Genomic DNA, 12054 nt, shown 5'->3' with positions numbered 1-12054 from the left:
CCGGAGCGCGGAGCGTTCACTGAGTGAACGCTATGATGGCGTCATGACGGAGGAGACACGCGGACCGCACGTGGTCGGACGGGTGGGTGCGCTGTTGCGGGCGGTCGGAGCGCACGAACCCGCCGGTGCGTCCACCACGGTGCTCGGGCGCGCCGCCGGGCTGGCCCGTCCCACCGCGCACCGCTTGCTGTCTTCGCTGGCCGACGAGGGCCTCCTCGACCGCGACACGAAGACGGGCCGGTGGACCCTCGGCCCGGAGCTGTATCTGCTGGGCGCGGCGGCCGCCACCCGCTACGACATCACCCGGCACGCCCGCGGCGTCCTCGACCGACTGGCCCGCGACACCGGCGAGAGCGCCTTCCTCTCGGCCCGGCGCGGCGACGAGACGGTGTGCATCGCCGCCGAGGACGGCAGCTTCCCTCTCCGCTCCCACGTCCTGCACGAGGGCATCCGCTTTCCGCTCGGCGTCGCCTCCGCGGGACTGGTGATTCTGGCGCATCTCCCCGACCGCGACATCGACGAGTACCTGGCGCGCACCGACCTCTCCGAACGCTGGGGCGAGAACCACAGCACGGACGCACTCCGCGAACGCATCGCGCTCACCCGCCACACCGGGTACGCGGTCAACCCAGGTCTGATCGTCGAGGGAAGCTGGGGAATGGGTGCTGCGGTGTTCGACCGGGACGGCCGGCCGGCGTGGGCGCTGAGCCTCACCGGCGTCGAGACCCGTTTCCGCCCCGAACGCCACACCGAACTCGGCACCCTGCTGCTGGAGCAGGCGCATGTTCTCTCGCAACTGCTGCAGTCGCGGGCGTGAGTCCAGTTGCCCGAGATCAGTTTCCCAGCGGGGCAGGTTCCGTGGTCCCAGCCGGTTCGCCCACGTGTGTCGCAGCGTCAGGTGATGGTGTAGCCGAGCTGATAGGCCGCGCTGTCGATCGGCCCGGACAACCCGGGATGCGACAACGGCAGCGACAACGCCGGCAGCGCAGGGAACGCGTCGGTGGCGCGTTCGGTGATTGCGATGCAGACACTGCCGGCGAACCGGCCGCGGTAGACAATCCCATCGAGATCGTTATGGGCGCGGTGAATGGTGCGGGCCCAGTGTTGGCTTCGGCCGTGCGCGGCGGAGTCGAGGGCATGGTTGCCGCCGACCCGGGTCGCCCACGCCCCCTCGCCGATGCCGGACACATCGAGCAGTCTGAGCGACCGGGTGAATCGCAGCCCGGTCAGATACGGGTCACCGCGGTGGCGGTCGATCACGCGGGCGCTTTGAAACGCCTCGGCCAACCCACCGCGGGGACTGGAGGCGCCGTACCAGATGCCGTAGCCGGGATGCTCGGCCCGCGGGGGCGGGTGGTGGTCGAACCGCAGGATCGGCCCGAACGAGCGCAGTGCCTTCCACGGCAGCACATGGGTTCCGGTGGTGCGATGCACTCGCCACACCACCTGTGCCGGTTGCCAGTCGAACACTTCCTCGGGGCGCACGCCCGCGTCATGAAGGTCGGCAATGGTCGGTGGTGCTGGCAGCATCGACCCCATCTATGCCGACTCCCATTCGGCGGCGGTGATCACATCAATGACCTGTTCGATGTCGGCGGCGGTTCCGGCGCTGCCAGTCAGCCACGCCACGATAGACACCGGCCGGCCCTCCACGGTCAGGGACGGTTGTGGGAGGGTCAGCAACGCCTGCACGGTCAGCGGGTGCAGGTCCTTCGCCAACAGCGGCATCACCTGGTCGAGGTGCGGCACCGCACCGGTGTCGGTGAACTGGGCGGGCAGCAACAATCGGTTCCGGCCCGACTGGAACGCCCACAGGGTGCCCTCGCCGAGGCGTTGCCGGATCCGGGCCGCGGTCACCCCGAGACGGTCCGCGGCCTCCGCGATCGACAGGGAGCTGCGGACCAGTTCCTGCATGCGAATGTCGCGGTTCACCCGTGCGGCCGTCGCCGCGGCGGGGTCGTCGACGAACGCAGCCTGATCGAGCAGGGCTGTGTCGTGGTCGGACAGCGGCGGCGCCGCCGGGTTCCGGTCGGCCAGGCTGTGCAGGATCTGGGCGAAGAACTGGCGGCCGACGTCGGTGCCGGTCACCTCCCGCAGGGCATCCTCGAAACCGAGATCACCGCGCAGGTAGCGGTCTTCGGTGCTGGTATCGGTGGCCTCGTTCATCACACCCAACCCCCTCACTTTCACGGATTATCAGGCACAAATTCATGATAGCGAGAACTGCGAGGGGTCGCTACCGCGCCCCAGCGGCTGGGTGCGGTATCACCCGAGTGTGGCCAGGCCTCGGACGAGCTCCGAGGGCGCGATCCGATCGACAAGGCTGGGAGGGAGGGCAAGCCTCCGGGCGGGATCGACCACATGGCCGTCGTGACGCACCGGCCGGAGCCCGAGGGCTGGGACCCGAGGCGCCGTTTCACTTCGTCGACGGCATTGACGCAGCCGTGACCAAGGCGCAGGAGCTTGCGGGTGACCGCATCGTCGAGGTCGCCGCTGGCGACGTCGTGGCCAGGTGCTTGCCGCAGGTTTGGTCGACGAGGTTCGTATGGACGTCGTACCCGTGGTGTTCGGGTCCGGCAAGCGCTACTTCGGGTCGGTCCACGCGCAGCACCTGTTGGAAGATCCCGACGTGGTGATTCAGGGGAACAGGGCGCTTCTCTGCGCGATCGGGTGCGCCGTTGACCGATCTGAGCGGGACGCAGTTGCCCGAGTTCAATTGCGCAGCGGGTGCGCTACGGGTTCCGGTCGCGTCATGGCCCGCATCGGGTCGACGTCGGGTCTGGCCTCGAGTTGTGATGGTTCGTCGGGCCGATCCTTGTCCTGCCCGTTGGCAGTCGGGGACGTGAGGAAGGGGCGGACCAGGTCGAGGGGCAATGGGAAGACGATGGTCGAGTTGTTGTCGCCGCCCATCTCCCCCAGCGTCTGCAGGTAGCGCAGCTGCAGGGTGGTGGGGTTGCGGCTGATGACGTCGGCGGCCTCGGCGAGTTTGGCAGATGCCTGGAATTCGGCCTCGGCGTTGATCACCTTGGCGCGGCGTTCGCGTTCGGCCTCGGCCTGCCGGGCTATGGCCCGCTGCATGTTGGTGGGGATCTCGACGTCCTTGATCTCGACGGTGGTGACCTTCACGCCCCACGGTTCGGTCTGCTGGTCGATCACCTGCTGCAGGTCTTCGTTGAGGCGTTCGCGCTCGGACAGCAGGGCGTCGAGGTCGGCCTTACCCAGGATCGAGCGGAGGGTGGTCTGCGCGATCTGCGATGTGGCGGCGAGGAAGTCCTCGACTTCGACGATGGCCCGGTCGGCGTCGATTACCCGGAAGTAGGTGACGGCGGTGACCTTGGCCGGCACGTTGTCGCGGGTGATCACTTCCTGGACCGGAATCCTCAGCGTCACGGTCCGCAGGCTGACGCGTTCCATGCGGTCGATGGCCGGGATCAACAGCACCAGGCCCGGGCCTTTCAGGTCGATCAGCCGGCCCAGCCGGAACACGACGCCGCGTTCGTACTCGCGGAGCACGCGGATGGAGCTGCTCGCCAGCATGGCGAGAAGGATGATGACGACGCACACGATGACGATGAGTTCGGTCATAACAGCTCCCACGGTTCGCGGCGGCGCACGGTGAGGGTGAGGCCGCGGATCTGTTCGACAATGACGGCGTCACCGGCGGTCGGTTCCTCGTCGTCGCCGAACTGGGTCTGCGCCTTCCACAGTCCCCCGGCCGTTTCCACCTGTCCTTGCCGCCCGGCCCAGCTGCGGACCGTGGCGTCGGTGCCGATCAGCGATTGCGGGCCCGAGCGGATGGGAATACGCCGCGCCGACAATGCCTTCCGGCCGATCACGGCCGCGCTGCCGAGTCCGACCACCGCGACACCCGCGGCCGCCGGGACGGCGATCATCTGCGCGGTGTCGCTGGACGTGAACAGCAGCCACACCCCTGCCGCGGAGGCCAGGGCACCGAGCCCGCCGAGCACTCCGGCGGTCGGTGCGTGTGCCTCGATCACGATCAGCAGCACACCGAGTATCAGTGCCAGCACACCCAAGGCGGCCATTTCGCATCACCCACGATCACGCTTCGCGAGGGCCCGGCCGCATCGCATAGCCACCTGGCGATCGGGCCCTCGGTATCCACGGTATGCGAGCGCGCGGGGTCACGCCACCAGCAATTTCCCGCTCGGGTGGCACACTCCTTCTCATGCATACGAGCCCTGTTGTCGTCACCGTCGCCGGCCACGGTGAGGCCACGTTTGCGCCCGAGCGGTGCACGGTGGCGGTGGTCGTCCGCATCGAGACGGGCGAGGTGGAGCGGTCGGTCGGGACGGCGACGGCCACCGTCAGCCGACTCACCGAGCTGATCAACGCGCAGTTCGACAGCCACCACGGTCCGATCAACTGGTGGTCGCTCGATCAGGTCCGACATTCGCGGCACCGCCCGTACAACAAGGACGGTCTCCAGCTGCCGTATGTGTACCGGGCGGAAGCCGCGCTCGAGGTGAAGTTCAGCCAGTTGGGCGCCGTCGGCGGCTTCGTCGATGCGGTGTCGACGCTCGAAGGGGTGAACGTCGGGAACTTCGACTGGGCGCTCACCAGCAAGAGTCGGGCGGCCCGGATCGTGCAGGTGCGGGAACTCGCCATCCGCGACGCGCAGTCCAAGGCCGAAACCTATGCTCGCAGTCTTGGCCGCAACACCGTTCACCCAGTCGCGATCGCCGACCCCGGCATGCTCGGCGTCGACGCCGGGTCGTCACACACCGCCGTCGGGGCCCGCGCCTTCGCTGCCGGCGGGTCGAACGAGGCCATCGCGCTCAAGCCGGAGAACATCACCCTCAGCGCCGACGTGCACGCGCGATTCGAGGCGTGGTGAGCGAGAATTCGACGCGGGCGTACCGTTCGGGAATGACCAACTTAGATCACGGAGATCCGGGCGACGTCCCCACTGTGCCGCCGCCGCTGGCGGAGGTCGTGAATCCGGCCCGCCCCTCCGCGGCCGAGGAAGCCCGGACGGTGGCGGCCTCGACCAACATCGGCACCCTCGCGAGCCTGACCGCCGACGGCGATCCGTGGGCGTCGTTCGTGACCTACGGTCTGCTGGACGGCTCCCCCGTGTTGTGCGTGTCGCATATGGCCGAGCACGGCCGCAACCTCGCGCACAACCCCCGGGCCAGCATCGCGATCGTCGCGCCCAACCCACCTGCCGATCCACTGGCCAGCACCCGCATCACCCTCGCCGGGTACGTCTACCGCCCCGAGGGCGACGAGCTCGCCGCCGCACGAGAGGCCCATCTGGCAGGCATCCCGGCCGCGCACGTCTACATCGACTTCAGCGACTTCGCCCTCTGGGTGCTGCGCGTCCAGCGCGTGCGGTGGGTCGGCGGCTACGGGCGTATGGACTCAGCGACCGCGGAGGCGTACGCGTCGGCGTCGCCGGACCCGGTCACTCCGCACGCCGGCCGCGCGGTCGAGCACCTCAACGCTGACCACGCCGACGCACTGCTGTCGATGGCCCGTGCGCTGGGCGGTTTCCCGGACGCCACCGCCGCCACGTGCGAGGGTGCCGATCGGTATGGGTTGGACCTGCGCGTCGTCACCCCGCGCGGCGCCGCCATGACGCGAGTCGGGTACGCGGAGCCACTCGAATCGGCCGACCAGCTGCGGGCGGCGACAGTGGCTCTGACGCGTCAAGCGGCGGGCGTCGATACGTCCGGCCGCTGACGAGCCGAATTTCTCCCGAACGTCGCGTCCAGTTCGGCGCCCCGACGTTGTGCGACTGCACTCCCTCCGAGTCGCGCAGTTCCTTGGGCATCTGGGCGGGCTGTCGTTGGGAGACCTCGATGTGAAGAACCTGACGGAATCGGCCGACGGGAGGGTGGCAGCACTGCAGCTGGCGTCGCTGTCGCTGAGCGCGTCGACGACCCGGCGCAGGGGGTTCGGTTCGCCGACCAGATCCCGATCCGAGCCTATCGCCCCCAGGAGGCGTTCAACGCCTCCCCTTCCGCCCCACATCATCCGAACGACGTCAGCCGCGCCAGGTCCTTTCCAGGATCGCCTGACGCAGATGGTCGGCGGCCTCCGCCGCGTCCGGGCCTGGGCTGTTGAGCAGGTCGTGTAGCGCGATGATCGGATCGACCCGCACCCCCGGCACCTCGATGACCGCCGTCGGTTCGACACGCGCCTTCGGATGTGCCGCCGCGGCCGCGGTGCGCCACAGAGTCCGGTCCGCCGGCACCGTCACCACAAGCGTGTACTCCGCATCGGTGGCCGGTGAAACCGGCGGCAGTGAAGTCGAGCAACACCCGGCTGTACAGTCCGGCCACCGCCGGCAACCGCCAAGGGGCATACACATCCGCGGCCACATCACCGGTCAACACACATTCCACACCCCGCTCAGCGCACCAGGACGCGGCCGCCTCCGCCTGCCGCACCACCATCGAGTCCGTACCAGTACGTCGACACACCACCCGGACCCGGATACTCCGCGAGCAACCCATCGAGACAGTCACCGCGCTGCCCGGTCACCAACCCACCGTCAGTGCGCGTGGCGAACCGATGACGCCGCAACACATGCGAAACCGACTGCTGCGTGACCTGCAAACCGCGGCCAGCTCGACCTGCGTCATCGGCTGCTCGGCCGACAACAGCAACCATTCGACCGCCCAGCGCGTCCACGGACGACGACCACGCCGCAGACCCTTGTCTTCCGACCCTGTGTCGGTGGACGCCGTCCCGGTGTGTTCGATACCCCCGATGAGGACACGACCTCGTCGACCGCGATCAGATCCACCACGCCCTCGGCGGCGACGTCGCGCACATACGGCGTCGCGTGAGCCATGACAAGCAGGAACCGGTCGTCGCCATTCCCACGCAAGCCCTTGACAATGCTCGGCGGCGGCGGCCTCCCATCACCTCGACGTTCACCGCCACGGTGCCCCCGCCAAGCAAACCAGATTCAGATCAGCGGGCCCACCCGAGAGGACGCGAACCTCGGTACGACGCAGCAATAGCAACGCACCTGACAGCAAACCGTCCATACTCAACTCCGACCCCAACAGGGAATACAAACTAAACTGCCAGCGAGTACTTAACCTTGTACATGCGATTCCTCATGTGCGCCCCATTTGACGGGAACCAAGGCCTTCGGCGACCCGGCCGGAACCACCGTCCTTAGCGAATGCCGCACCGGAGACGTCCTTTCGCTCACGCCGCTGCGACTGCGGCCCACAACACTCCGCCACACTCGAGCCGCATTTCCGACACCGGAGTCGGTGTGCCGATCGACGGGCGCGGGCACGATGGCCGCAGCATCGGACTCGCCGCGAAAATCGCCGCCGACCAACTCCAAGACCACCTGGGCTTCGACACCGTCGATGCCAACCTGCAACTCGGATTGCCCGTCCGCACCCGCGACTACACCGACGCCGCAGCAATCCTCGCGATCGCCACAGCGACCGCATCACCTACTCAGCGACAACCCCGCCAAGGCGGCAGGTCTCACCGCGGCCGGCATCACAATCACCAGCACGACAGCCCTGGAAAACGCACCGAACGATCACAACACCCGATACCTCACGACCTAGCGAGATTGACTCGCCACAGCCGCCTCAACGCACGCGACTGGCCGCCGCCCCTGACGTTTGTCGGATGGAACGCGTACATCGAGGGCATCCGTTTCTCCCTTCGGTTCGCCTGCGAATAGGACGATACCGTCGAATGAAGCGGCCAGATCCACGCGACGAGGACCACGTTCCGAGGCTGACGACCGTGAGTACGAAGCTCACGTCAGCATCGCGAACCCCAGCCTCGTGTGGCCGATGTCGAAGCGCCCGGCACCGAAGTATCCGAAAAGAATACTGAGCAGCCCGGCAGAAAGCTTCGTCTTGTATGAGTAGGGCAATTCAGTCACGGGATGGTAGCCGTACGCGAGTGCAATAATTCAGGTCGGGAACTCGTGGCCGCTCAACACGTACCGTGTTGAGCCATAGCCAGTCATCTCAAAGAGACGCGCCGCAGGTAGGGTCGGCGGCATGATGCGGCAATACTGGACTGGCGGTGAGTGGCAGGCGCATTGCTGCAAGCTTCTCAGCATCAAGCACGGCGAAGACGTGCAAATGGTGCCCGATCGCATGCGTGGCGACCAAGGTATGGAGGCCTATCGTCTCGATGATGGGATGGTATATCAGTGTTACGCCGTCGATGAACCGCTTTCGCTTCGCGACCAAACCGAAGCACAAAAGAAGAAGATTCGCACCGACGTCGCAAAGCTAGTTGAAAAAGCTGACGAGGTAATGAAACTCCTGGGTCGTGACTACAGGATACGGCGTTGGGTGTTGTTGACGCCCGATTTTGATGATAAAGAACTTGTCAAATACGCGCGAATGAAGAGCGGTAAGGTTCGCGACTCCAACCCAAAACCGCAGTGGTGCCACGACGACTTTCAGATTATTGTGCACGAAGACACGGAATTATTCGCCGCTCAATTGCCGTTACTCTATGGCGCGCAGTCGGCGGTCACGATTCGCATGCCATTCCCCGACGAGTCTGAGCTGAGTAACGTCGATCACGCGGATGCGGACAGGCTGCGCGAAAAGCTGAGGGCGCACCCGGGTCTCGGAAACAATTCGGTCCGCCTCGAAGAGGTAAGAAAAAGCCTCCTGCTTGAGTACCTTTACGGAAAGTCGCAACTGGTACAGCTTCAAGGCCGATACGGTTCGATATACGAAAAGATTAGACTGCGCGCCGATCTAACCTTGCGTGGATTGGGTCGGCGCCTCATATTTGAGCCAAATGTGAATGAAGATCAGCTTATTGGTGATCTAATTCGTTCCCTCCAACAGGACCTACCTGAACTCGCGTCGATTCATTGCGAAGAACTCGCACGGTACTATTTCGCGTCTTGGTGGATTGACTGTCCGATGCGTTACGGAAACGCATCATGAGTATCGGAGGTCAGGGCGCGGAAGCAGATAGCCGTGATCTGCACATCTTTTCGTCGCGAATTCGTACACCGATGCCGCAGGCCCCACTCGCGGTTGAGAAGGTGCCACTGCCACTTGAAGGACGAGATCGAGCCGTGTGGCGTATAGCAACGACGTTGCTATGTCTGGCGCATTGCCGAAACAACTCTGCCTCGATCGAGCAATTGCATGTTCTTACATGGGCACTTCAAGATGTCAAGAATATGACGATGTTGCGACGTTTATGGGAGTCGCAACCGGGGACTGGGGATATCTTTCGGGCGCGTAACCCACGATTAGAGGACACATTGAAACTGGCACGCGCATCCCAACTGGTAGCGCAAACTCGCAGCGGAAAGTACTCTCTGACAGAGCGCGGCGAAAATGTTATTAATTCAATAGTTGAAAGATCGGGCGCTCTCGAATCGGAAAACGTCGAGCTGGCGCAATTGGGATCGATTTCGGAATCTCAAATGTGGAAGAGGTTGGGCACACGGTCGCCGCGGACAAGAAATACGAGGTATCCTCGATGAGTCTTCGTCTCGTTTCGATCGAAATGATAGTCAAAACTTCGTCGCATAGTGCCCGTTACTTCACCCCATTCGCTCAGGGGTTTAATGTTCTAAACGCGAAGAATAGCTGGGGCAAATCAACCCTACTTCAAGGCATAGTTTATGCGCTTGGCCTTGAAGGAGCATTCTCGGCTTCGCGCCGCGTGCCTCTCGGCCCAGCCATGGCAAGCACGATCGATCTTGAGGGAGAGAGGCATCAAGTAGTCGAGTCCTACGTCGACCTCACCATCGCCAATCAGAAGGGCGAGTATCTACGAGTTCGTCGATACGCTAGGTCCCTAGACGTGCAACGAAACCTAGTTCAGGTTCGAATGGCCCGTGAGGAGGGCATGCTCGTATTGGCGAAACAGCGGGACATGTTTGTACGCGAACGGGGAGCCGCCACGCGTTCGGAAGGTTTCCACCGTCTCCTCGAAGAGTTTATCGGGTGGTCACTTCCTGACGTGCCAACTTTCGGAGATGGTGAAATTCCCTTGTACCTTGAGGTGCTCTTGCCGTTGTTTTTTGTTGAACAGAAATTTGGCTGGTCGGGGATAGCCCCAAGGGTTCCTGCATATCTTCGTATCAAAGATCCCCTGAGAAGGGCGGTGGAGTATGTACTCGGCCTGGGAACTCTTGATGCAATTCGGCGAAAGAATCTACTATCGAGTGAGCTGGCGGCTATTAATGTCGAATGGGATGAGGCTGTATCAAAGATCGAGAATGTCTCCCTGCTAGCAAATCTTCGAGTACTTCTGGTTCCTAATAAGCCTGTATCAGTGTCTCAGCTTCAGACTCCGGTAGTGCAAGCAAAGATAGACGACGAGTGGGTGACCTTGCCGTCGGCACAGGAACGATGGCGCGAGGAAATCGCGCAGTCGACTGCAGTTCCCGTGCGTGCTGGCGGACGAACCGATGAGAGTCGGACACAGTTGGCGGCGGCAGAGGCCGACGTGGATAGGACCGGCTCAGTCGTGCGGCGACTGAGGGAGCATATCGAATACGCAGAAAATGATGTCAGAGTTATCGATTCCCGAATTATGTCAATTCAAAAGGACAAAGAGCGTCTCACTGATATCAGACGAATCCAGCGACTCGGCGGAGAGTTTGAGCTCCCACTGATTGCGGAGGGAAGATGTCCAACTTGCGAGCAAGAGCTTGATTCTCGGGAAGTAGCTACTGATCTCGTCCATTCAATAGAAGACAACATTGCAATGCTCGACGGTGAACTCAAGGCACTTGAAAGTTTGAAGGTGTCCTCACAGCAGCACTTAAGTGGTCTGCGTCGCGAACTGCGTGTCGCAGACGAATCATTAATGATGTCCCGCCGAGTCGTTAGGTCGCTCCGGGACGAGTTGAGTGGACCATCTGACGCGCCAAGCGTCGTCGAAATTGAGCGCCGCCTGGAACTTGAACGACAGCTAAGCGCCTCTGTCCGGGCAGCGAATGTTGTAGATTCGACGGTCGAGGAACTCTCGGATCTCGCTCAACGATTCTTTGAGTTGCGGGCGGAGCTAGAGGAACTTCGAAACGCGGGTGAGAATGCTGCTGACGTTGCGCGTGTCGAAAAATTCCGCGAGAGTTTCCAATCACAACTATCTGCATACGGATTCAGGAGTATCCGGCCCACCGACGTTACGATCGATGACCAATCGCTCTTACCCGTGTGTGACGGATTTGAACTCACGTTCGATGTAGCCCAGAGTTCGAGTGCGTCAGACACAATCCGAACGAAGTGGGCGTATCATCTCGCTCTTCTTGAGGCGACGCGTGCGATAGCTGAAAGCCGCCATATCGGCGTACTTGCGTTGGATGAGCCTCGGCAACAAGAGACCGATCGTGCGGACCTTCGTGCGTTTCTATTGCGGCTGGCCGAGAACGCTCAATCGGGACAGATACTCTACTTCACGAGCGAGGCGCCGGAAATTCTCAGGGAATTATTGGAAGGTATTCCAGTAACCTTTCTCCCGAGTAGCGGGGATCATCTGCTATCTATTTCAAGAGAACACAGCGGGCTTGCGGTGGATGACGAAAGTGACGAGAGCTTTTTTATCCCCACCGTGGAAGATGTCGCAAGTCAGGCGGTTATTGGTTCCGTTCCGGAACTCGTAGGCGATGCCATCAACGACGCAGGCACCATCGTCGGGCGCGCTCTGGCTGAGTCTCTTACAGATGAGGAGGAAGCGACAGAAGTTGTCGAGGTTCTGCCGGACGCGGCTTCATTTATATGGAGTCTTGTCGAGCAGTTCGAAGGTGGTACCGATTTGGGTGAATGTTCGATCGAGGCGGACGTCATTCTTGTGGTAAAGATCCATGAGACGGAGAGCGCTGAACGCGATGACGTCCTCGACAGCAACTACGACAATGACGATGAAGATTCAGAAGTTTATGTTGAGCGCCGGTTTCGTCTCGTTTTCGAGTTCAGCGTCACCGTGACCGGTGAGTCAGTCGAAGATCTGGCGATCGACAACGCGTCTGTTCTCTAAGGAACGCGTTTGTTCCTTGAGGAATGCTGGTGTCGGTGCAGACGGCCTAGCCTGACTTGCACATGTTGAGGA

General features: G+C 62.9%; 13 protein-coding genes and 1 pseudogene. 7 read left to right on the top strand and 7 right to left on the bottom strand.

What is annotated here, in order from left to right; all coding sequences use genetic code 11:
• Window positions 1-43 precede the first annotated feature (43 nt).
• A complete protein-coding gene (locus CBI38_RS09940; RefSeq protein ID WP_109328466.1) occupies window positions 44-817 on the top strand; it encodes an IclR family transcriptional regulator in 774 nt (257 codons plus the stop codon).
• 77 nt (window positions 818-894) lie between these two features.
• Here the strand turns inward: CBI38_RS09940 and CBI38_RS09935 are convergent, their stop codons facing one another.
• Window positions 895-1539: an RES family NAD+ phosphorylase gene (locus tag CBI38_RS09935; RefSeq protein WP_109328464.1), complete on the bottom strand. Its 645-nt coding sequence runs from the start codon at window positions 1537-1539 to the stop codon at window positions 895-897.
• Window positions 1540-2166: a hypothetical protein gene (locus CBI38_RS09930; RefSeq protein WP_230990137.1), complete on the bottom strand. Its 627-nt coding sequence runs from the start codon at window positions 2164-2166 to the stop codon at window positions 1540-1542.
• 159 nt (window positions 2167-2325) lie between these two features.
• On the opposite strand from CBI38_RS09930, the pseudogene CBI38_RS09925 reads away from it, so the two are divergent.
• Window positions 2326-2682, top strand: a pseudogene (locus CBI38_RS09925) (dihydrofolate reductase family protein); the annotation flags it as partial.
• Between the two features lie 30 nt (window positions 2683-2712).
• Here CBI38_RS09925 and CBI38_RS09920 read toward each other — a convergent pair.
• Window positions 2713-3585 (bottom strand): slipin family protein, encoded by an 873-nt coding sequence (locus CBI38_RS09920; protein WP_109328460.1) that lies wholly within the window; start codon window positions 3583-3585, stop codon window positions 2713-2715.
• A complete protein-coding gene (locus CBI38_RS09915; RefSeq protein WP_109328458.1) occupies window positions 3582-4046 on the bottom strand; it encodes an NfeD family protein in 465 nt (154 codons plus the stop codon). The genes CBI38_RS09920 and CBI38_RS09915 overlap by 4 nt, the downstream gene beginning before the upstream one ends.
• Before the next feature lie 143 nt (window positions 4047-4189).
• Here CBI38_RS09915 and CBI38_RS09910 point away from each other — a divergent pair, with 143 nt between their 5' ends.
• Together CBI38_RS09910 and CBI38_RS09905 are read left to right on the top strand one after the other, a co-directional pair.
• A complete protein-coding gene (locus CBI38_RS09910; RefSeq protein WP_109328456.1) occupies window positions 4190-4858 on the top strand; it encodes an SIMPL domain-containing protein in 669 nt (222 codons plus the stop codon).
• A 32-nt stretch (window positions 4859-4890) separates the two neighbouring features.
• On the top strand, window positions 4891-5706 hold the full coding sequence (locus CBI38_RS09905) for a HugZ family pyridoxamine 5'-phosphate oxidase (protein WP_109334969.1): 816 nt from the start codon (window positions 4891-4893) through the stop codon (window positions 5704-5706).
• Between the two features lie 304 nt (window positions 5707-6010).
• Here the strand turns inward: CBI38_RS09905 and CBI38_RS09900 are convergent, their stop codons facing one another.
• Together CBI38_RS09900 and CBI38_RS40090 are read right to left on the bottom strand one after the other, a co-directional pair.
• Window positions 6011-6226, bottom strand: a complete 216-nt coding sequence (locus tag CBI38_RS09900; RefSeq protein ID WP_230990136.1) for a hypothetical protein — start codon at window positions 6224-6226, stop codon at window positions 6011-6013.
• A 152-nt stretch (window positions 6227-6378) separates the two neighbouring features.
• On the bottom strand, window positions 6379-6510 hold the full coding sequence (locus tag CBI38_RS40090) for a hypothetical protein (protein ID WP_257792471.1): 132 nt from the start codon (window positions 6508-6510) through the stop codon (window positions 6379-6381).
• Window positions 6511-7258: 748 nt separating this feature from the next.
• Here CBI38_RS40090 and CBI38_RS09890 point away from each other — a divergent pair.
• Complete coding sequence (locus tag CBI38_RS09890) at window positions 7259-7687, top strand: hypothetical protein (protein WP_230990135.1); 429 nt, start codon at window positions 7259-7261, stop codon at window positions 7685-7687.
• A gap of 78 nt (window positions 7688-7765) precedes the next feature.
• Here the strand turns inward: CBI38_RS09890 and CBI38_RS38945 are convergent, their stop codons facing one another.
• On the bottom strand, window positions 7766-7894 hold the full coding sequence (locus CBI38_RS38945) for an NINE protein (RefSeq protein WP_230990134.1): 129 nt from the start codon (window positions 7892-7894) through the stop codon (window positions 7766-7768).
• Between the two features lie 121 nt (window positions 7895-8015).
• Between CBI38_RS38945 and CBI38_RS09880 the strand changes: the two genes are divergently transcribed.
• Complete coding sequence (locus CBI38_RS09880; RefSeq protein WP_109328450.1) at window positions 8016-8927, top strand: hypothetical protein; 912 nt, start codon at window positions 8016-8018, stop codon at window positions 8925-8927.
• A gap of 547 nt (window positions 8928-9474) precedes the next feature.
• On the top strand, window positions 9475-11982 hold the full coding sequence (locus CBI38_RS37795; protein ID WP_204164904.1) for an ATP-binding protein: 2508 nt from the start codon (window positions 9475-9477) through the stop codon (window positions 11980-11982).
• Window positions 11983-12054 lie beyond the last annotated feature (72 nt).

Source organism: Rhodococcus oxybenzonivorans (assembly GCF_003130705.1).
Taxonomy (GTDB): Bacteria; Actinomycetota; Actinomycetes; order Mycobacteriales; family Mycobacteriaceae; genus Rhodococcus_F; species Rhodococcus_F oxybenzonivorans.
Note: the sequence above shows the minus strand (reverse complement) of the source record. Positions and strands in the feature narration are given on the sequence as shown.